Origin of the sequence: Paraburkholderia elongata (assembly GCF_013177735.1) — a bacterium.
Lineage (GTDB): Bacteria > Pseudomonadota > Gammaproteobacteria > Burkholderiales > Burkholderiaceae > Paraburkholderia > Paraburkholderia elongata.
The window spans coordinates 1-21,121 of record NZ_WOEZ01000073.1 but is presented as its reverse complement, the minus strand read 5'-3'; the positions used below and the strand labels follow the sequence as shown (position 1 = coordinate 21,121).

Annotated in this window: 16 protein-coding genes and 1 pseudogene; 10 read left to right on the top strand and 7 right to left on the bottom strand. The window is 63.8% G+C overall.

Features of this window, described 5'->3' with window-relative positions; translation table 11 throughout:
• Together fdhF and GNZ13_RS14620 are read left to right on the top strand one after the other, a co-directional pair.
• On the top strand, positions 1-1,950 hold a 1,950-nt coding region (fdhF, locus tag GNZ13_RS14625), incomplete at its 5' end, for a formate dehydrogenase subunit alpha (RefSeq protein ID WP_172165388.1).
• 8 nt (positions 1,951-1,958) lie between these two features.
• Positions 1,959-2,210 carry a formate dehydrogenase subunit delta gene (locus GNZ13_RS14620; RefSeq protein ID WP_172165385.1) on the top strand — a complete coding sequence of 84 codons (252 nt, stop codon included), beginning with the start codon at positions 1,959-1,961 and terminating at the stop codon, positions 2,208-2,210.
• Between the two features lie 86 nt (positions 2,211-2,296).
• On the opposite strand, the gene GNZ13_RS14615 is transcribed toward GNZ13_RS14620, so the two are convergent.
• From GNZ13_RS14615 to GNZ13_RS14605, 3 genes are all read right to left on the bottom strand, one after another.
• Positions 2,297-4,021, bottom strand: a complete 1,725-nt coding sequence (locus GNZ13_RS14615; RefSeq protein WP_172165382.1) for an FAD-dependent monooxygenase — start codon at positions 4,019-4,021, stop codon at positions 2,297-2,299.
• A gap of 68 nt (positions 4,022-4,089) precedes the next feature.
• On the bottom strand, positions 4,090-5,253 hold the full coding sequence (locus tag GNZ13_RS14610) for a cation diffusion facilitator family transporter (RefSeq protein WP_172165379.1): 1,164 nt from the start codon (positions 5,251-5,253) through the stop codon (positions 4,090-4,092).
• Positions 5,250-5,597, bottom strand: coding sequence for an ArsR/SmtB family transcription factor (locus GNZ13_RS14605; protein ID WP_407945633.1), 348 nt, complete (start codon positions 5,595-5,597; stop codon positions 5,250-5,252). Before GNZ13_RS14605 ends, GNZ13_RS14610 begins: the two co-directional genes overlap by 4 nt.
• Before the next feature lie 137 nt (positions 5,598-5,734).
• On the opposite strand from GNZ13_RS14605, the gene GNZ13_RS14600 reads away from it, so the two are divergent.
• On the top strand, positions 5,735-7,582 hold the full coding sequence (locus tag GNZ13_RS14600; RefSeq protein ID WP_172165375.1) for a tetratricopeptide repeat protein: 1,848 nt from the start codon (positions 5,735-5,737) through the stop codon (positions 7,580-7,582).
• Between the two features lie 135 nt (positions 7,583-7,717).
• On the opposite strand, the pseudogene tcuC reads toward GNZ13_RS14600, so the two are convergent.
• Positions 7,718-9,018 (bottom strand): annotated as a pseudogene (gene tcuC, locus GNZ13_RS14595) (tricarballylate/proton symporter TcuC).
• Between the two features lie 306 nt (positions 9,019-9,324).
• On the opposite strand from tcuC, the gene GNZ13_RS14590 reads away from it, so the two are divergent.
• Entirely contained in the window at positions 9,325-9,849 is a 525-nt protein-coding gene (locus tag GNZ13_RS14590; protein WP_172165373.1) for a GNAT family N-acetyltransferase, read from the top strand.
• 281 nt (positions 9,850-10,130) lie between these two features.
• Positions 10,131-11,174: a hypothetical protein gene (locus GNZ13_RS14585; RefSeq protein ID WP_172165371.1), complete on the top strand. Its 1,044-nt coding sequence runs from the start codon at positions 10,131-10,133 to the stop codon at positions 11,172-11,174.
• A gap of 120 nt (positions 11,175-11,294) precedes the next feature.
• Here GNZ13_RS14585 and GNZ13_RS14580 read toward each other — a convergent pair whose 3' ends face one another.
• The 3 genes from GNZ13_RS14580 to GNZ13_RS14570 form a co-directional block, all read right to left on the bottom strand.
• Entirely contained in the window at positions 11,295-12,011 is a 717-nt protein-coding gene (locus GNZ13_RS14580) for a DUF2968 domain-containing protein (RefSeq protein ID WP_172165369.1), read from the bottom strand.
• Between the two features lie 342 nt (positions 12,012-12,353).
• On the bottom strand, positions 12,354-13,865 hold the full coding sequence (locus GNZ13_RS14575) for a gamma-glutamyl-gamma-aminobutyrate hydrolase family protein (RefSeq protein ID WP_172165367.1): 1,512 nt from the start codon (positions 13,863-13,865) through the stop codon (positions 12,354-12,356).
• Positions 13,866-13,993: 128 nt separating this feature from the next.
• Positions 13,994-15,751 carry a cation:proton antiporter gene (locus GNZ13_RS14570; RefSeq protein WP_172165365.1) on the bottom strand — a complete coding sequence of 586 codons (1,758 nt, stop codon included), beginning with the start codon at positions 15,749-15,751 and terminating at the stop codon, positions 13,994-13,996.
• A 210-nt stretch (positions 15,752-15,961) separates the two neighbouring features.
• Between GNZ13_RS14570 and GNZ13_RS14565 the strand changes: the two genes are divergently transcribed.
• The 5 genes from GNZ13_RS14565 to GNZ13_RS14545 all read left to right on the top strand — a co-directional run bounded on the left by GNZ13_RS14565 (position 15,962) and on the right by GNZ13_RS14545 (position 20,952).
• The gene (locus GNZ13_RS14565) at positions 15,962-16,651 is read left to right on the top strand and encodes a DUF2848 domain-containing protein (protein WP_172165363.1); all 690 of its coding nucleotides are present in this window, start codon (positions 15,962-15,964) and stop codon (positions 16,649-16,651) included.
• 7 nt (positions 16,652-16,658) lie between these two features.
• A complete protein-coding gene (locus tag GNZ13_RS14560) occupies positions 16,659-18,011 on the top strand; it encodes an MFS transporter (protein ID WP_172165361.1) in 1,353 nt (450 codons plus the stop codon).
• 141 nt (positions 18,012-18,152) lie between these two features.
• Positions 18,153-18,833, top strand: a complete 681-nt coding sequence (locus tag GNZ13_RS14555) for a GntR family transcriptional regulator (RefSeq protein WP_172165359.1) — start codon at positions 18,153-18,155, stop codon at positions 18,831-18,833.
• Between the two features lie 97 nt (positions 18,834-18,930).
• On the top strand, positions 18,931-20,310 hold the full coding sequence (locus GNZ13_RS14550; RefSeq protein WP_172165356.1) for an amidase: 1,380 nt from the start codon (positions 18,931-18,933) through the stop codon (positions 20,308-20,310).
• 132 nt (positions 20,311-20,442) lie between these two features.
• Positions 20,443-20,952, top strand: coding sequence for a disulfide bond formation protein B (locus GNZ13_RS14545; RefSeq protein WP_172165353.1), 510 nt, complete (start codon positions 20,443-20,445; stop codon positions 20,950-20,952).
• Positions 20,953-21,121 lie beyond the last annotated feature (169 nt).

Genomic DNA, 21,121 nt, shown 5'->3' with positions numbered 1-21,121 from the left:
ACCGATCCGTGGCGCGAAGTCAGCTGGGAAGAAGCGCTCAGTTACGCGGCGTCGGAATTCCGCCGCATTCAGGCGAAGCATGGTCGCGATTCAATCGGCGGCATTACGTCGTCGCGTTGCACGAACGAAGAAACGTATCTGGTGCAGAAGCTCGTGCGCGCCGCGTTCGGCAACAACAACGTCGACACCTGCGCGCGCGTGTGCCACTCGCCGACCGGCTACGGCCTGAAGACCACGCTCGGCGAATCCGCCGGCACGCAGACGTTCGCCTCGGTCGACGAGGCCGACGTCATCATGGTGATCGGCGCGAATCCGACCGACGGCCACCCGGTGTTCGGCTCGCGGATGAAGCGCCGCATCCGTGAAGGCGCGAAGCTGATCGTCGTCGACCCGCGGCGTATCGATATCGTCGATACGCCGCACGTGAAGGCCTCGCATCATCTGCAATTGCGTCCGGGCACCAACGTCGCGGTGGTCAATGCCCTCGCGCATGTGATCGTGACCGAAGGGCTGCTGAACGAAGCGTTCATCGCCGAGCGCTGCGAAACGCGCGCGTTCGAGCAATGGCGTGCGTTCGTCGCCCTGCCCGAGAACGCGCCGGAAGCGACAGAGGAACTCACCGGCGTGCCCGCCGCCTCCATCCGCGAAGCTGCCCGCATCTATGCCACCGGCGGCAACGCCGCGATCTATTACGGCCTCGGCGTCACCGAACACGCGCAAGGCTCGACGATGGTGATGGGCATCGCGAATCTGGCGATGGCGACCGGCAACATCGGCCGCGAAGGCGTCGGCGTGAACCCGCTGCGTGGTCAGAACAACGTGCAGGGTTCGTGCGACATGGGCTCGTTCCCTCACGAGCTGCCCGGCTATCGTCATATCAGCGATTCGATCACGCGCGCGCTGTTCGAAGAAGCCTGGAACGTGACGCTGCAGCCCGAACCGGGCCTGCGGATTCCGAACATGTTCGACGCCGCCGTGCACGGCACCTTCAAGGGCCTGTACTGCCAGGGCGAAGATATCGTGCAGTCGGATCCGAACACGCATCACGTGTCGGCGGCACTGTCGGCGATGGAATGCATCGTCGTGCAGGACATTTTCCTCAACGAGACCGCGAAGTATGCACATGTGCTGCTGCCGGGTTCATCGTTCCTCGAAAAGGACGGCACCTTCACCAACGCGGAGCGCCGCATCTCGCGCGTACGCAAGGTGATGCCGCCAGTGCCGGGTTACGCCGACTGGGAAGTCACGGTCATGCTCTCGCGCGCGCTCGGTTACGAAATGGACTACGCGCATCCGTCGCAGATCATGGACGAGATCGCGCGTCTCACGCCGACTTTCCATGGCGTGTCGTACAGGAAGCTCGACGAGCTCGGCAGCATCCAGTGGCCGTGCAACGAGAGCGCGCCCGACGGTACGCCGACCATGCACATCGACACCTTCGTGCGCGGCAAGGGCAAGTTCGTGATTACGAAGTTCATCGCAACGCCGGAAAAGGTCACGCGCAAGTTCCCGCTGCTGCTTACTACGGGCCGTATCCTGTCGCAGTACAACGTCGGCGCGCAGACGCGCCGCACCGAGAATTCGCGCTGGCATGACGAAGACCGGCTGGAACTGCATCCGCACGATGCAGAAGAACGCGGCATCAGGACCGGCGATTGGGTGGGTATCGAATCGCGCGCGGGACAAACCGTGTTGCGCGCGAAAGTGACCGAGCGGATGCAGCCGGGCGTCGTCTACACGACGTTCCACTTCCCCGAATCGGGCGCGAACGTGATTACCACCGATAGCTCGGATTGGGCCACCAACTGTCCCGAGTACAAGGTGACCGCGGTGCAGGTGATGCCGGTCGAACAGCCGTCGCAGTGGCAGCAGGAGTATTCGCGCTTCAACACCGAGCAGCTCGATCTGCTGAAGCAGCGCGAGCTGGCCAACGCAACGTCGGGTAAGTGAGGCAAGCCATGGACAATCAGAATCTGATCGACATGGCGAACCGGATCGGCGACTTTTTCGATTCGATGCCGGATCGCGAAGAGGCGCTCGCCGGCATCGCCGATCATATCCGCCGCTTCTGGGAGCCGCGCATGCGAAGCGCGCTGCTGGCAGTGCTCGATGAGCCGGATGCGAACGGCATTGAGATGTCGGGCATCGTCAGGGAAGCGCTCGTCAAGCATCGTAACGGGCTGACGCCGGCTGCACTTTCTACGGTATAGGCGGGGCGCCGTTCACCCAGCGCCTGCCATACGCAAGGCGGCCCATGTCACGGGCCGCCTCGCACGGGTCACTTCACAGGCCCACCTTATAGCGCCGCCTGCTCCGGTATCACCCCACCCACGGCGAACCACGCTTCGCAATGCCGCAGCAAGCCGTGCAGATCGGAGCCGGTGCGCCCGCGCGCGCTGATGTAGCCGTCCGGTCGCACCAGATAGAACGATGGCCGCGTGCGTCCATACGATTCGGAGAGCGCTGGGGCGCCCTCGCCGCTCGTATCGGTCACTCGCCAGATGCGTACCGCGCCCGGCAATAACTTTTCGATTTCGACAGCCAGTCGTTCCAGTTCCGGGTCCGGTGGCGGCGCGTGCTTCGCGGCGGGATCGAGCGGCGTTTCGTCGACGGGCAGCGGCGGGACCAGCAGGAACAACGAGAAGAACGCGGGATCGTGCAGATCGAAAATGCATCCGACACCCGGCGCGCGGCCAAGCGGCCCATCCACCACATGCACCAGCGCATCCGGGGCACGCTCGCCGGCACGCGGGCCGCCGTCGAGCACGCGCTCGAGCGTCAGCGGACTGCGCCGATACTGGATCGACAACTCGCTGATGGTCATCCGCGCCGCATCGCGCAGCGGGCCGAGCGCGGCCAGCACCGGCATCACGCGCTCGCGCAGCAGCTTGAGCGGTCCATGGTCGGCCTCGGCCATATGCGTGATGAAGCCGGTTTGCCGCAGCACGTCGCGCTCGATTGGATACCGTTCGTGGTGGTACGTATCGAGCAGGCGGTCAGACGCCCCGCCTTTCAAAACGCGCGCGAGCTTCCAGCCGAGATTGAACGCTTCCTGAATCCCCGTGTTCATCCCTTGCGCGCCGGCCGGGCTGTGTACGTGAGCCGCATCCCCCGCGAGGAAAATGCGGCCGACGCGCAGCCTATCCACCATCCTGCTGTTCAGATGGAAATGCGACGACCATGCCAACTCCGACACGTCGACGCGTTCCCGCACGCGCCGGGCGATCAGCGCCTTGCATTCGGCAAGCGACGGCGGCGAAACCTGGTTGAGCGGCGGTTCGCCGAGCACGGCGGGCGTGGCCGGCGCCGGGACCGTAGTCGGTTCGGCCGGATGATCCGCAATCAGACGATGACGGCCATGGCCCATCGGAAACAGCGCGACGAGACCCTCGCCTGAAGCGAAGATATGGAATTCGTCTTCGGGCCAATCGGTTTCGGCATGCACGTCGGCAAGCAGGAACGTCTGCTCGAAGGTGTTGCCCACGAAGCTCAAGCCGAGCCGGTGACGGATCGTGCTATGCGCGCCGTCGGCGGCGATCATGTACGACGGGCGGATCGTCTCCGTATGACCGTCCACGCGACGCAACGTAGCCTGCATGCTGGCGGAACCCTGCGAGAACATCGTCAGCTCGACGCCGCGCTCGACCGTCACGCCGAGCGTCGCGAGATGCTCCGTCAGCAAACGTTCGGTCACGGATTGATCGAGAAACAGCAGATACGGATAGCGTGTGTGCAGCGGATCGAAATCGAGGCGCGCGAGACGCATGCCATTGGAAAAAAGATTGGCGATGCGCGCGCGATGACCGAGTTCGAGAAACGGCTCGATCAGCCGGTGCTGTTCAAACAGTTCGAGTGTGCGCGCCTGAATGCCGATGGCCCGCGAGTACGGGTTCGGTTGCAGCGCCTTGTCGACCAGACGCACGGGGATGTGGGCACGCGCCAGACTCATCGCCGCGGCGAGCCCGGTCGGACCCGCCCCGACGATCAGCACCGGCGACGCGTCGTGTGCGGCAGCGTCCATGCGGAACTCCTGAGACAACAGGACGTTCTAGTGTACGCCGCCGATAATCCGCTCAACGGTGCGTTGCATCAATCGCGGGGATGATCCATCGCGCATTGATGCTCGGTGGTGCCGAGGTCGACTTGCAGCGTGGCGTGCTGCATCGAAAAACGCTCGCGCAGTGTGATGACGATGCCGTCGATCGACTCGTCGCCGGGATGGCCGGCCGGCATCACCAGATGCGCGCTGAGCGCATTGCCGGTGGTCGACAACGCCCATACATGCAGGTCGTGCACATCGGTGACGCCCGGCTGTTCGGCGAGATAGTCGCGGATAGGCTGCAGGTCGACGCCGGGCGGCACGGCGTCGAGCGCCATGCGCACCGAATCGCGCAGCAGGCCCCACGTACCATAAACCACCACCGCGACCACGAGCAGACTCATCACCGGGTCGAGCCACGTCCAATTGGTATAGAGAATCACGAGGCCGCTGATCGCGACCGCGGCGGAAATGCCGGCGTCCGCGGCCATATGCAGGAAAGCGCCGCGAATGTTCAGGTCATCTTTCTGGCCGCGCATGAAGAGCCACGCCGAGAAGCCGTTCACGACCACGCCGACCGTCGCGACGACGAACACCACCAGTCCGGCGACCGGTGCCGGGTTCATCAGGCGCCCGATCGCCTCGGCGACGATCACACCGCACGCGAACAGCAACAGTCCCGCGTTGACGAGCGACGCCAGGATCGACGAACTGCCGTAGCCGAATGTATAGCGTGCCGACGGACGGCGCGTGGCGAGCCAGGTTGCGCCCCAGGCGAGCAGCAGGCCAAGCACGTCGGAGAGATTGTGGCCGGCGTCGGCGAGCAGCGCGGTGGAATGCGCGATCACGCCGTAGACAGCTTGAACCACCACGATCGCTACGTTCAGTGCGACGGCGAGTGCGAAGGCGCGGCCGTGGCCTGCGACGGGCGCATGGGCGTGGTGATGGCCGGCGTGGCTGTGGGCGCTGTGATTGTGGGCGCTGTGATCGTGACCGGTGTGGCTACCCTGGTTGTGGGCACTGGGGCTGCCGGCGCTGTGACTATGGCCGGCGTGGCTATCGTGGCTGTGGTCGCCGTGGCTCTGCGCGCTGTGGCTGTCGTCGTCGTGATTGTGGGCGTGGTCGGCACCGTCGACTTCCCCATCGGGCCACACCGGCGGGTGGTCATCCTCGCGTTCTTCGGCGGCCCGGCTCGGGTTGGTGGTTTTCTTCATGACGGGTCCAAAGGAAATTCGCCGGCCGGCTCGGCCACATGCTCGAGCATGCCCCCCAGCATCGCGCTGATGTGACGGTCAGCGGCAAGATAGAACACCTGCTTGCCCTGCCGCTCGGCGCGCACGATCCGCGCCGCGCGCAACAGCCGCAGATGGTGGCTCACCAGCGACGGCGACAAGCCCAGCCCTTGGGCAATCGCACCGACGGCGCGCCGCTCGTCGACGCACGCAAGCACGATGCGCAAGCGCGTCGGGTCGCCGAGCAGGCGGAACAGGTCGGCCAACGGCACGATCGTCTCTAGCGGGCGGTCTTCGAAACTGACAGGCGATATAGCGGAAGCCATGGTAAGCGGCATCATTAACATACATATGAACAGATATTCATATGTTATAGATATCGAGACAACAGGTCAAATCGGAGGGTGGTCCAGCGAGTGTGGGAAAATGCGGCCTTCGCCTCACCCGAATGCCATCCTCCGTCATGCAACAAGTATTTGACCGCGCTTTCGCGGCGCATCGTGACGGCCGCCTCGACGACGCCGAACGCGGCTACCGCGCGACGCTCGACGGCAATCCCGTGCACGTCGATGCGTTGCACCTGCTGGGCGTCCTGCGCCACCAGCAGGGCCAGCACGCCGAAGCCGCCGAGCTCGTGCGGCGCGCGGTGAACCTGCGCCCGGAAGACGCCGCGCTGCAACTGAACCTCGGCAACGCGCTGAAAGCGCTGGGCCAGATCGACGACGCCATCGAACAGTTCCGCAATGCGCTCACGCTGGCGCCGTCTTTCCCGATGGCGCACTACAACCTGGGCAATGCGTACGCGTCGGTGGGCCGCCACGAAGACGCCGCCGACGCCTTCGAGAAATCGTTGCGCCTGCAACCGAACGACGCCTCGTCGCATAACAATCTCGGCAACGCATTGCATGCGCTCGGCCGTCATACGGAAGCGATCGCGTCGTTCCAGCGCGCGCTCGAACTGCGCCCGGGGCATGCCGGCGCGCTCAACAACATGGGCATGTCGCTGAACGCGCTTGGCCGCGCGGACGAGGCGATCCCGCGCTTTCAGGCGGCGCTGGCGGCCGAACCGCGTTTCGTCGCCGCTCACTTCAATCTCGCCAATACGCTCGACGCCACCGGCCGCCACGAAGAAGCGGTTGCCTCTTTCCAGTCGGCGCTCGCCTTGCAGCCGAACCTGCCGCCCACCATCTTCGGGCTCGGCAACGCGCTCGCGGCGCTGGGACGTCATGCGCAGGCGCTGCCGTATCTCGAGCGCGCCGTTGGTCTCGACCCGCAATTCGCGCTCGCATGGCTGAGTCTCGGCACAGCACATCAAGCGCTCGGCGCGCACGCGGCGGCTGTGCGGGCCCTCGATCAGGCGCTGCGCTTGCGCCCCGATCTCGCGTCCGCGCACATGAACCGCGCGCTTGCCTGGCTCGCGTTGCGCGATTTCGCGCGTGGGCTGCCGGAATACGAATGGCGGCTGCAGACCACCGCGCAGCCGGTCATCCAGACGCTGCCGCGCTGGCACGGCGAGCCGATCGAACAGCGCACGCTCCTCGTTCATGCCGAGCAGGGTTTCGGCGATACGTTGCAATTCGTGCGCTTCGTGCCACTGGCCGCGCAGCGTGCTGCGCGCGTCGTACTCGAAGTACAGCCGCAACTGCTGCCGCTGCTTGCACCGGCCGCGCAAGCCTGGCGCGTCACGCTGATCGCCCAGGGCACACCGCGTCCAGCGGCGGATCTGCAGTGCCCGCTGCTGAGCTTGCCGCTCGCGCTCGGCACGACCTACGACACGATTCCCGCCCGCACGCCCTATCTCAGCGCACCGCCGGCTTACGGCCGCAAATGGCGCGGTTCGCTCGGCGGTCATGCGAAGCGCAAGATCGGCATTGCGTGGTCAGGACGCATCCAGCAGAACGAAACCCGTTCGATGCCGCTCGCCGCGCTCGCGCCGCTGTTCGCGCTCGAAGGGATCGACTGGATCGTGCTGCAACCTGAACTGAGCGCCGACGAACGCGCGGCGCTCGACGCGCATCCGCGTGCGGCGTCAATTCATCACCTGGATAAACGGATCGGCGATTTTGCGGATACCGCGGCGATCATCGAGCGGCTCGATGCGGTCGTGTCGATCGATACGTCGATCGCTCACCTCGCCGGTGCGCTGAAAAAACCACTGTGGCTGATGCTGCCGTATGCGGCGGATTGGCGCTGGTTCGTCGGCGAGACGCACAGCGCGTGGTATCCAGGCGCAACGCTGCTGCGCCAGCCGCAACCCGGCGCGTGGGGTGACGTGGTGGAGGCGGTGACAAACGAATTGCGCCTCGGTTAGCGAGGCCAGGCTCATCGAAGCTCATTGCCGAAGTGGCGATGCGGCACCCAAGAAAAAACCCCGCGCTCGTGAAGAACGCGGGGTTTTTGTTTGTCCGGATGGAACGGTGAACGGTGGTGAACCTTAAGCGTACCCTTAAGCCGTTCGATACTGATCGCGTGACTCCGGCATGCGATACAGCACCAGCGTCGCGATCAATCCACAGATCGCCGCCACGCCCAGGAACAGGCCCGGCGCTGCCTTGTTGCCGGTGCTGTGAATCAGCAGCGTCGAGATAGCCGGCGTGAAACCGCCGATCGTCGTAGCAAGGCTATAGGCCAGCGAAAAACCGGCGGTCCGCACTTCGACCGGCATCACTTCGGTCAGCGCCACGACCATCGCACCGTTGTAGCTGCCGTACAGGAACGACAACCACAGCTCGACCGCCAGAAGACGGGCGAACGACGGCTCGGCGACCAGCCATTGCAGCGCCGGGTACGCGGTGACGATCGTCAGGATCGTGAAGACCAGCAGCACCGGACGGCGGCCGATGCGGTCCGACAACGCACCCGCGAGCGGCAACCAGACCAGATTCGACAAACCGATACAGACGGTGACGACGAGCGTATCGATCGACGACAGCTTCAGCACTTCCTTGCCGAAGGTCGGCGTGTAGGCCGTGATCATGTAGAACGACACGGTGGTCATGATGACCATGCCCATACCGCCCAGCACGATGCCCCAGTTCGCGGCCATCGTCTTCATGATCTCGCCCATGCTCGGATGATGCTTGCGCGCCTTGAATTCCTCGGTTTCCTGCAACGACCGGCGGATCAGGAACAGGAACGGCACGATCAGGCAGCCGATCAGGAACGGCACGCGCCAGCCCCAGGCCGTCATCTGGTCAGCCGGCAACCACTTGTTCAGGAACACGCCGATCAGCGCGACGAACACCACGGCAACCTGCTGGCTGCCCGACTGCCACGCACAATAGAAGCCCTTGTTGCCTTGGTGGCGATCTCCGACAGATAGACCGACACGCCGCCCAGCTCGACCCCGGCGGAGAAGCCTTGCAACAGCCGGCCGAGCAGCACGAGCACCGGGGCAAGCACGCCAATGGTCGCGTAGCCTGGAATCGCGGCGACCGTGAGAGTGCCGAGCGCCATCAAGCCGAGAGTGAGGATCAGGCCTTTGCGCCGGCCGTGATGGTCGATGTAAGCGCCCAGCACGATTGCGCCAAGCGGGCGCATCAGGAAGCCCGCACCGAATACCGACAGCGACAGCATCAGCGAGGCGAATTCGTTGCCACTCGGGAAATAGGTCTTGGCAATCGCGGACGCGTAATAGCCGTAGACCATGAAGTCGTACATCTCAAGAAAGTTGCCGCTGACCACGCGGAAAACTGTCTTGACCTTGGATTCTTGGGAAGAGGAAGCGGCGTGCGACGCAGTAGACATGACATTCTCTGATTAGCCCGTCGCCACGCAGACGGGCGGCGCTCAGGCAGTTGAAACGATCCACTGCGTTTGGCAAGCGGATGCCACAGGCAACTTATTAGGACGCGCCGGGGGCGCTGCATTTCCATGCTGAACAAATTTATGCGGTATCAGGGTAAACGTTGTGAAATACACGGAGTCCGCAACACGTAATGTTACCGGTCATGGCACTGTCGCGCATTTCATACAGTTTCATTACAGACAACGCCGGCTCGCCCTTGCGGTAAACTTTTTGCAGACAGGCAATTCCCGTTGACCACCATCCCGATGCAAACTTCCCCCGCACTTTCGCTGCGCCCTGCGACTCTCGCGGATGCAGCGCTGATCGCCTCGATCCATAGCGCTAGCTGGCAGGCTACCTATCGCGGCCTGTTGCCGGACGCATTCCTCGACGGCGAAGTGACGCGGGAGCGCGCCGCCTACTGGGAAGCGCGGCTGCGCGCGCCGGGCGGCGAGCGCCGCATTGTCCTGATCGCCGAGCTCGAGGGCGAGCCGATCGGTTTCGTCTGCGTTGAACGGCAACCGGAGTCAGCGTGGGGCGTCCTGCTCGACAACCTGCATGCGCTGCCGGGGCACCAGGGCATCGGCGCAGGCAAGCTGTTGATGCGTGCGGCCGAAGACTGGGCTCGCGCGCAAGGAGAGACGCAGTTGTACCTTTATGTGCTCGAAGGCAACACAGCGGCGATCGGCTTTTACGAGAGGCAAGGCTGGCAGTTCGTCGGCGCCGAACCGGATCATATGGGCGGCGTGGATATCACTGCATTGCGCTATGTGTACCGGCTCGATCGATGAAGCAGGCGCGCCTAGTTTGATCGTCGTCCAAAACTGAGCCGACTTAGGACAAACCGGCGCATTTTTTTCGGACCAATCCGATCGTTAGTTCAGCCACTTCCTGGCATCATCTTCCACACCCCGATGGCTTCACAGTAACCGCTCATGCGGCGGCGTGCTCGACCTGAGTACGGCGTTTCCATATGGCGTTGTGTACAGCATTTTCATACGCATCGCTCCGAAGCCAAAGCCCCCTGAGCCGCCTGCCCGCGGCCCTTTTACGAGGCGCTGCGAAGAAACCGATGTCGACCACTATCCCCCTCACCCTGATCGAAGGCTCCATGGCTCTGCCGAGCCTGTCGCCCTTGGGCCGCCTGCTGCCCCCGCCATTCGGCCGCGATTGGGCGCTGCTGCCGCCAGGACACAGTTTGCGTGCGGAAATCAAGGCGCTCTATGCCGCCGTGTTACGTACCTTTTGTCTGAATGCGGAAGCCATCCGTGCGCTCTGCCAGTGGGAATCGCGGCGCTTACCGCCGGTTGCGTCCTCAGGCTTCACCTCACCTGCTGTCTCGGCAACCGTGTTCGATGCACCGGCCGACGATTCCTTGCGAACGTCCGCCGAAGCCGCGCCTTTCGCGCCGGTTAGCGCATCGGCGGTTCCGGCCTCGCCGCGCGGCGGGTCGATGCATTGGGGTGCGCTAGCGGGCGGCGCCTGTGCACTCGGCGGCGCCGCGATGCTTGCCTGGATTGGGTTCGGTCATCTGGCGCAGCGTCACACGATTAGCGATGTCAAACTGGCGAGCGCGTCCGGATCTGTACACGCATCGCCTGAAAATTTGCCGAACGCATTTGCCGCGGCTCCGCTACGCGATTTCACCGCAAGTGCCACGACGGAAATCGTCACGCCCGTCACGGCAACACCGGCGCGCGCTATCGCCGGCAAAAACGTATCGCGCCGCCGGGATAAGCTACGCGAAAGCGCCCCGAACCAGTATGAAAGAAGCGCCCGCAGTTCGCAGACCACCATCGCGACGCAGTTGCCACCGCAGGTGTCACGCATCTCGCCGATGAACTACGAAGTGCCGCAGATTCCAGTGTCGGCGAATGCACAACGAACTTCCCCGAAACCATCGTCGACGGGAGCCTACTCGCCACTCGCGCCGTCGCAACTCGGCACCGACGAATACGCATCGATAACCCTGTCAGCTGGCACACACCTGCGCAATATTGCGCCGCCATCGCGCCCTGCTTCGTCGATCAATCCGCCCGAAATCGGTGGGACAGAATGGATCAATCACGCATCGCAACGTCGCGTGACCGAGGTTCCCGATCAATTCGCGAAGTAAGCGCCTCGTTATTGCAAAAGCGGGGCGCACAAAAACAAAACCCCACGCTCCGAAAAACGTGGGGTTGGTCAGCAGTCTCAGCCCGGCCATTCATGGCCAGGCTCTTTTACGCTCGTACGCCTACTTCTGCGTTGGCAATCCGAACTCGGTCTGCCGCTGCAACTGCATCACTTCACCCTGCACCTGACGCAACTGCGCCTGTGCCTTTTCCTTTTCCGCGTGCAGCGCAACCGCCTCGCCTTGCGTCTGCCGCTGGTAGTCGTTGACCTTGGCCTGCTGCGTACGCGCGACGTCGAGGTCGGCCTGCAAACGCTTAGCGCGATCTTCCGACAATGCGATGATGTCTTCGATATACGCTTTCTGCGCCTGCAACTGCGTGCGGCGAATCTCGACGTCCGCGAGTTGCGCCGTCTGCTGGACGAAGCCGGCGTAGACCGCTTCAGCACGGCCTACGTCCTCCGACTTGATCACGCGCCAGAAATGCTTGTCCTGAAAAAGCGCGACGTAGTACGTCATTTCCTGCGGATAGAAAAACAGACTCGCGCCGTAACTGCCGTTATACGTGGTGCGCAATTCGCTCAGCTTTGCGTCGTGAATCATCTGCATCAGTTCGGCAACATTGCCTTGCGCTTCGCTCGCGGTAGCCGGCGTGTCTGATGCGGCACTGCGCAGCGCAGCGGCGACCGGTTGCGGCGTTAGCGTGTTCATGGCCGGCCGCGTGCCGACCAGAGGCGCAGCCTCGTCGCTTTGCGCTGCCAGCACGAAACCTCCATGCTGCAACAGCGCACACGAGGTCGCGAGCAGCATGGCGCGCCGTACAATTAAGGGGTACTTCATACGTGCATGCTCCATGCAAATCCAAATCAGCCGCAGATTATCGCGCGGATTAGCAGTTAAGCGAAGCATTCAGGTGTCGCATTGACGGACTTTAAATCGAGATAAATCGATAACGAATGATTTGGTTGGATGAACGCATCAGTCGCGAAATAAAAGATTTCAGATAAGACAAAAACGCATCAATCTGACTCATGCGGACGTTTCCCAATCTGCATGGCGTTCGCACGAATCCAACATCGAGCAGAGCGACAATATAAAGATAGCCGCCGAGCACGGCGGCGGCGCCCCGCGAGAATCGGGCTTGCAAGACCAGACTCGAAAGCGCGGCTTAGAGGCGCAGCCTTAAAACCGCGTTTCGCGCGCCACCCGCAGGAAGGTATCGAGCAACGGCGTGCAATCGAGCAACTCCGGACCGCCCGCGCGATGAAACTCCGGGTGCCACTGCACGCCCATCACGAACGGCGCACGCCGATAGCGCACGGCCTCAATGATGCCGTCCGACGCCGACACCGCCTCGATATTCAGATCGCGGCCGAGCGTCTTGACCGCCTGATGGTGAATCGAGTTGACGATCGCCTCGCGCCGGCCCGGAAACATATTGGCCAGCGTCGAGCCGTCCGGGAAATGAATGCTGTGCCGATGCTGATCGTAGTTCTCGTTGACGTGCGCGCCAGCGGTCGGCACGTCGGTGGCAATGTCCTGATACAGGCTGCCGCCGAACGCCACGTTTATCAGCTGGCAACCGCGGCATACGCCGAGCACCGGCTTGCCCGACTCGATGAACTCATGCAGCAGTTCAAGTTCGTACATGTCGCGCACGCGGTCGCCCGGCCACTCGGGGCTGGTCGCCTGTTCCGCGTACGACTGCGGTGAGACGTCCGCGCCGCCTTGCAGCAGCAGACCGTCGAGATGCTTCGCATAGTCGCGCAAACGGATATTGCTCGGGTGCAGCATGCCCTGATGGCCAACCGTCGGAATCATGAAGACCAGCACGTCGCGCGACATCACCCAGTGCGCAATCGATTCCTCGAGGTATTGCAGCGTCTTGCCCCGCAGCCCCTTCGCGCCCGGCTCCGGGTGGAAGATGCGCGCCGACACGCCGATGCGCAGCGTGCGCTGCGTGATCCGTTGGCCAGCGCGATCGAAGATCTGACGCGCGCGCGCCGCGATGATGCGGCCGAACACGGTCCACGCCGAATCGCTTTGCTTCAGATAGCGCGGCGGCGACGGTGGCAACGCGTTCGGCGGCGGTGGGTTCGATGCGGTGAAGTCTGGCGCGGCGCCGAAACCCGGCGGCGGCGAGCCGGCCGGCCGAGCCGCCGCGGCTGCTTCTTCCGCTTTCTCCGCTGTTTTCGTGAGGGCAGCCTCGTCAGTCGGCACGCTTAATTCGCCGGCGAGCGGTTCGCTACCTTCGAGCGTAGTGGGACGTGAAGCTGGCGGACGCGACGCTTGAACCTTGGCGGTATATCCCGTCTTAGCTGCCTCGCGCTCATGAACCGCGGCCTCCTGCTGCGCGGTCGACGCAGCCGCCGAACTGCGCGCTTCGGCCGCGTCACGTTGCTGCGCCGTTTGCGCATCGGTGGGGGTGACAGTGGACGCGCTGCCAAGGTCGTCGGTCGACGACCTCACCGCGCCCCCCCCGGCAGCCGGCGTCACCACGTCCTTGATCGGAGACTGGATGGAATCTTCGTGTGAGAGCGGTATCGAGGCCGCCGGCTCAGGCGGCAAGATGTCGGGTTTCGACGCGCCAAGGGCTGCGCCAGACGGTGTTGACGACGTTGAGGGCGTTGGCGTCCCCGCAGGCGACGATGGGCTGCCGGGCTTGCCGGCGTTTTCAGGTTTGTTTTCGCTCATGACAGTCAGACAGGCGCCTTCAACGCGAACGAATGAATATGCCCTGATTATCCGCTAGCGCGGCAAGCCCGGCAAACCCGCACACAATTGCTCACATTGTTGCGGGGCAACGCGCGGGGTCGTCTAACTTAGGGGTCCGGCTGTTCTTCGAACGTTTCGCGCAGGGCGATCTGCATCGCCGCGTGGATTTTCACGCACCAGCGCCAGACCAGCGCCAGCAGCAGCGCGGCGCAAACCAGCACCGCGGTCAGGAGGCCCGTCGGCGGCAAGATGCTGCTGGAGAGCGCTGCGACCAGCAAAAACACACCGACCATCGAGACCACCGGCACCAGATCGGAGATCGCGTAACGGATCGCACTGGTGAAGCGCCCCGCTGTTGCCGGCTGCACGCTCACCTCGGCGAGCAGCAGCGCGAGCGGCTTGGCCTTGCGATAGACCGCCACCAGGAACGGCATCGACAGCACCAGCGCGATGCTCCACAGCACCACGCGCTGCATCGGCTCCGAAGCCATCCAGTGCGCAAGCAGAGTGCTGGTGTATGGCGCGGTATACGACACGATCAGAAAGATCGCCGCGACCAGCGCGAGATTGACGGCAATCTGCAAAACGATCCGCCGCGTCATGCTGAACAGCGTCGGCTCGCCGGTCCCGGTGCTCAAACTGCGCAACCACTGCCCGTACATGCCGAACACGTTGGCGAACGTGCGTGGCATCGCCTGCCCGAGACGCTGCGTCAGCGGATCGGCGGCGCGAATCAGGTAAGGCGTGAAAAGCGTGGTCAAGGCGGAGACGGCCACCGCGATCGGATACAGAAACGCGCTCGTCACCTTCAAGGTCAAGCCGAGCGACGCGATGATGAACGAGAACTCGCCGATCCGGGAGACGGTCATGCCGACCCGCATCGCCGTGCGCCCATCCTTGCCGGCGAGAAAAGTGCCGAGGCCGCACGAAACGATCTTGCCGACGATCACCGCCGCCGTAATCACCGCAATCGGCCATGCGTAGTCGACCAGCACGGCCGGGTTCAGCATCAGGCCGATCGTCACGAAGAAGATCGCGGAGAAGGCGTCGCGCAGCGGCGCGATCAGATGCTCGATCCGATGCAGATGGCGCGACTCGGCCATGATCGCGCCGATCAGGAAAGCGCCGAGTGCAATGCTGTAATTGAGCTTCACGACTAGCAGACAGAAGCCGAAGCAGAAGCCGAGCACCGACACCAGCAGCATTTCGTCGCTTTTGGCGCGCGCCACGTAGTTCAACGCGCGCGGCACGACCAGAATGCCCACAACTAACGACACCGTCATGAAGAGCAGCAACTTGCCGAGCGTCACTACGGCGACACCCGCACTCAACTGCCCTGTCTGCGCAATGCCGGAGAGCAGCACCAGCATCGCAATGGCGAGAATATCCTCGACGATCAGAATCCCGAACACCAGTTGCGCGAAGCTTTCGCGCTTCAGGCCCAACTCCGAGAGCGCCTTGACGATGATGGTCGTCGACGAGATCGCGAGAATCGCGCCGAGGAACAGCGAGTCCATCGAACTCCAGCCGAATGCGCTGCCGATCTCGTAGCCGATCCACAGCATCAGCACGATTTCGGAAAGCGCCGCGACGATCGCCGTCGCGCCCACTTTGAACAGCTTGCGCAGGCTGAATTCGAGCCCGAGCGAAAACATCAGGAACACCACGCCGAGTTCGCCGAGCGTCTGGATGGTCTGCTCGTCATGGATCAGCTGGAACGGCGGCGTGTACGGCCCGATGATCACGCCCGCGGCGATGTAACCCAGCACCACCGGCTGTTTCAGGCGATGGAACAGCACGGTGACGACGCCGGCGAGCGCCATCACGACCGCCAGATCCTGAATGAAGCCGATGCCATGATGCATAAATGCTTTCCTTACAAAAAGTAATGTCTCAAAAACGCAGTGTAACGCACGCGCACGACACGCCGAAAACGCGCAAACGCAGAAAGGGCATAGGATTGGCCGAACCACGAGCCGTTCAACGGGACCATCGGCCAGAAACTTTTTTGACACGCTGGACGCCAGTGAAATATCACAATAATATTTGCCGCATATTTTCTTCGGAGTCGAGTAATGCAGCAGGTGTCCTTTAACGTGGTAGATCGTTCCGGCGTCAGTCGCGCCGATATCGTCGAAGTGAATCGTCTGACGATCGCCGGCTGGGCCGGGCGCGATCAGGCGGCAATCGAGCATCACATCGCCGAACTGGCCGAACTCGGCGTGAAGCGGCCGTCGACCACGCCCTGCTTCTATCGCCTCGGCGCCGAGTTGCTAACGCAGGCCGAACAGATCGACGTGGTCGGTGCGAAGTCCAGCGGGGAGGCCGAGTGCGTACTGATCCGCTCGAAAATAGGACTCTTCGTCACCGTCGGCTCCGACCATACCGACCGTGAAGTCGAGGCCTACGGCGTCACCGTCTCCAAACAGGTCTGCCCGAAACCGGTTGCACGCGACGCCTGGCGTTTCGACGATGTGGCCGGCCACTGGGACCAGCTTGAACTGCGTGCTTTCGCTGTGACAAACAACGGCGAGCGGCGCGTCTATCAGCAAGGCAGCGTGGCGTCGCTGCTGCCGGCCGCCGATCTGCTGGAACGCACGCCCGTCGCGGAGGGCGCCGCGATGTTCTGCGGCACGCTGGCCGTACAAGGTGGCATCGTCGGCATGGCCGACGGCGACGCGCTCGAACTCGAGTTGCATGACCCCATCCTGAACCGCACGCTGCGCCACGCCTACCGCGTGCACGCGCTACCTATCGTCGAATGAGGCATTCATGAGCTCCCCTTCGCTATCCGCCAACGCCGACGCGTCTTCCGACGCGTGGCTCGAAGCCGCCGCCCTGCGCAAGATCACGTGGCGCATCATGCCGTTCCTGTTTCTCGTCTACGTGTTGTCGTACCTGGACCGCGTCAACATCGGTTACGCGAAGCTGCAGTTCACCGGCGACCTCGGCCTGTCGAACGCGGCGTACGGGCTCGGCGCGGGGATCTTTTTCTTCGGCTATTTCGTGTTCGAAGTGCCGAGCAATCTGCTGCTGAAGAAGTTCGGCGCGCGCGCCACCATTGCTCGCATCACGATGCTGTGGGGACTGCTGTCGTGTCTGATGATGTTCGTGCGCTCGGAAACGATGTTCTACGTGCTGCGCTTTTTCCTCGGCGTCGCCGAGGCCGGGCTCGTGCCAGGCGTGGTGCTGTATCTGACCTTCTGGTTTCCGTCCGACCGGCGCGCGCGGATGGTCGCCGTGTTCATGTCGGCGATTCCGGTGGCGGGGATCATCGGCGCGCCGTTGTCGGGCTTTCTGATGTCGGCGCTGCATGAAGCGCACGGCTTGCGCGGCTGGCAGTGGATGTTCCTGATCGAAGGCATTCCGTCGATCCTCGCCGGCTTCTGGGCCCTCGCCGTGTTGCGCAACACGCCCGCCGAAGCCGCCTGGCTCACCGACGACGAAAAGCGCGTGATTCTCAGCCGCCTCTCACGAGAAAACACTTCCGCTGCGGCAGCCGGTGCCGAGCAGAGTCTGGCCGTTGCATTGCGCTCGGGCCGTTTCTGGCTGCTGACACTGATCTACTTTTGCCTAGTGACCGGCAATGCGGGCTTCTCGTTCTGGCTGCCGCAGATCGTCAAGGACCTCGGCGTCACGAATCTCGTCACGAACGGCTTCGTCACCGCGATTCCTTATCTCGCGGCGGGCATCGGGATGATCCTGATCGGCCGCTCGTCGGATATCACGGGCGAACGGCGCTGGCACTACGCCGTGTGCTGCTTCATCGGCGCGGCGGGCCTGCTCGGCAGCGCCTCGGTGACCAATTCGATTCCACTCGCCGTCACCGGTTTGTCGATCGCGTATATCGGCATTCTGGCGGGCTTCGGCATCTTCTGGTCGATGTCCACCACGTTCCTGCAAGGCACCGCGGCCGTTGCCGGCATCGCCGTGATCAACTCGATTGCGAATCTGGCCGGCTATGTGAGCCCGTATGTGCTCGGCATCGTCAAGGATGCAACGCACAGCGTGACCTTCGGGCTGGTGCTGATCGCGGGGGCGTTAATCGTTGGCGGGTTGGTCACATTGATGATGCCGCGCGTCAAGGTGCAGCACGCCGCGGCGGTGACGCCGAGCCGCGCCTGACACGCTGTGATTTCTGTGATTTCTATGACGTGAGGACCACGCGTCGTGCGCAGACGGTGCCGGTGAGCAAGCTCCCACCCGGCGCCGTCCGAGCAAAACCTTGCTCTACAATGCGGACGACACCGCCCGCTCCCTTTTCACATGACGCTTTTGCAGACTGCCCGCCGTTCCAGTGCCCCCCGCGAAACCGCCACGGCGAGTCTCGCCGAACAGGCCTATGCCTTCGTCAAACGCGAGATCATCACGATGCGCTTGCGGCCAAGCGAGGTGCTCAACGAAGCGGAATTGATGGTGCTGACCGGCATCGGCAGAACGCCGGTGCATCAGGCGCTGCACCGGTTGGTGCATGAAGGCATGCTCACCATCATGCCGAGAAAGGGCATCATGGTCCGCCCGGTTTCGCTCGACGATGTACTGGCGATCATCGACGTGCGGCTCGTCAACGAAAGCTACTGCGTCGAACTGGCCGCGCGCCACGCGCAGCAACACGATTTCGACGCGATGCAGGCCTTGCTCGAGCGCTCGAAGATTTGCGTCGCCGCGCACGATATTGAAGGCATGATGGATATCGACCGCGAATTTCATCTGGCGATTTCGGCGGCGTCGCGCAACCCGGTGCTGGCCGACATCCTGCGCGGGCTGCATGAACGGTCGCTGCGCTTCTGGTTCATTTCGCTGTCCGAGCCGCATCATCTCGAAGACGTCCACGAAGAACATCTGGAACTGTTTCGCCTGCTGCGCGAACGCGATGCCGAAGGCGCCCGGCAATCGGTGCAAAAACATATAGAAGCGTTCCGCGCGACCTTATTCAACCGGATTTGACTGACCCCCGACCGCGGACCCGACTGCGAAGCCAGTGGGGACCCGCCACAAAGCGATCTCAAGCTAACCGCGCATCTAACCGGATTCTCCCGACACCATGGCAACTGAATTCACGCCCTTCCCGCCGCTAGCCCAGCTTGCCGCCGACCTCGCCGCCCGCCGCACCACGAGCCGCGCGCTCGTCGAAACCGCGCTCGAACGGATCGCAGATCCGGCCGGCCAGGGCGCGGTCGCCTTCATGCACGTCGACGCTGACAGCGCCCGCGCCGCCGCCGACGCGCACGACCGCCTGCGCGCCGCCGGCACCGTCCTCTCGCCGCTCGCCGGGATTCCGGTGTCGGTCAAAGACCTGTTCGATATCGAAGGCCAGTCGACTCGCGCCGGTTCCGTGGTGCTGGCCGACGCACCCGCCGCCAAGGCGGACGCAGTCGCGGTCGCGCGCCTGAAGCGGGCGGGCGCGGTAATCGTCGGGCGCACCAACATGAGCGAGTTTGCGTTTTCCGGACTCGGCCTGAACCCGCACTACGGGCATCCGCTGTCGCCGTATCAGCGCGGCGTGAAGGGCGATGAGCGGATTTCGGGCGGTTCGTCGTCGGGCGCGGCGGCGTCGGTCGCGGACGGCATGGCGGCCATCGCGCTCGGCACCGACACCGGCGGCTCGATCCGCATCCCGGCGGCGCTGTGCGGCTTGACCGGCTTCAAGCCGACCGCCGACCGCATCCCGAAACAAGGCGGCGTGCCGCTCTCTCCGACGCTCGACTCGTTCGGGCCGATCGGCGTCTCGGTGGCGTGCTGCGCGCTGGTCGACCGCATGCTGGCCGGGCTCGAGCCGCGCATCCCGGCAGCCCGGCCGCTCGAGGGCGTGCGTCTTGGCGTATTGACCAATTTCGTGACCGACGGCGTCGAACCGGCGGTCGCCGCCGCGATCGACACGGCGCTCAAGCATCTGGAAGCGGCCGGCGCGATTGTCACGGAAGTGCGCTTCGCGCCGCTCGACCGTCTGCCCGAAATCAACCGCTTCGGCTTTGCGCCGATCGAAGCGTATGCATGGCACCGTCCGCTGCTGGAAAAGCACAGCGAGCAGTACGATCCGCGCGTGCTGGTGCGCATCCTGAAGGGCCAACCCGCCAGCGCCGCCGACTATCTGGATCTGCTGGCCGAGCGCCAGGCCATGCTCGACGAAGCCGCGCGCACTCTGTGGCAGCGTTTCGACGCGGTCGTCGCACCGACCGTGCCGGTCCTGCCGCCGCGCGTGGCCGATCTGATCGACGACGACGACGCGTTTGGCCGCACCAACGCACTGATCCTGCGCAATCCGAGCGCGTTCAACTTTCTCGACGCCTGCGCGCTGTCGCTGCCCTGCCATCTGCGCGGCGACGCGCCGGTCGGCCTGATGCTGGCAGGCGCGCCGCACGCCGACGACGCCTTGCTGGCGATCGGCCGTGGCGCCGAACGGGTGCTCGCCCCAATTCGCTGATCGGGACCCGAGCAAACACTGAGCAGACATTGAGCGGGATTGCGACTTAAATGCGCGATAAGCGCCAGGGCGGGGGTTCGCGCTAGAATCGCGGGCACCCGCCCTTTCCGTTTCCAGACAGCCACACGACTCATGAATAACGACAATGCGATGCTGCGCCGCGAGCGCTCCCTGCTGGTTCTGCTTGGCCTGATCTGCGTCGGCCTCGTCGCCGGCGCGCTGTATCTGCAATACGGGTTGCATGAGGACCCGTGCCCGCTGTGCATCATCCAGCGCTATTTCTTTCTGCTGATCGCGATTTTTGCGTTCCTCGGCGCGCGCTTCAACAGCTGGCGCGGCGTGCGGCTGCTGGAAGTGCTGGCGGCCCTGTCGGCCTTGGCCGGCATCGTGACCGCGGCGCGGCATGTGTATGTGCAGGCGAATCCGGGCTTCAGTTGCGGTTTCGACGCGCTGCAGCCGGTGGTCGACAGCTTGCCGCCCGCGCAATGGCTGCCGGGCGTCTTCAAGGTCGCCGGCCTCTGCGAAACGGCCTATCCGCCGATTCTGGGCCTGTCGCTGCCCATGTGGTCGCTGGTTGCTTTCGTCGTGGCCTTCGTGCCGCTGGCGCTGAGCCTGGTTAAGAATCGCCGCCGGATCGCCTGATCCCGCTGTTCCGATTGAAGTGACTGGCTTCGCGCCGGCCTTTGCACCGCCTGTTGAGAGGCGGCTCGAAGGCCGGCGTTTTCACATCGGCTCCGGCCCATAAATTCGGCCATGCCAAAGCCGGAGATGGCCCGCCAGCAAGCGCTACGCATCGCTCTTGCGATAAGAA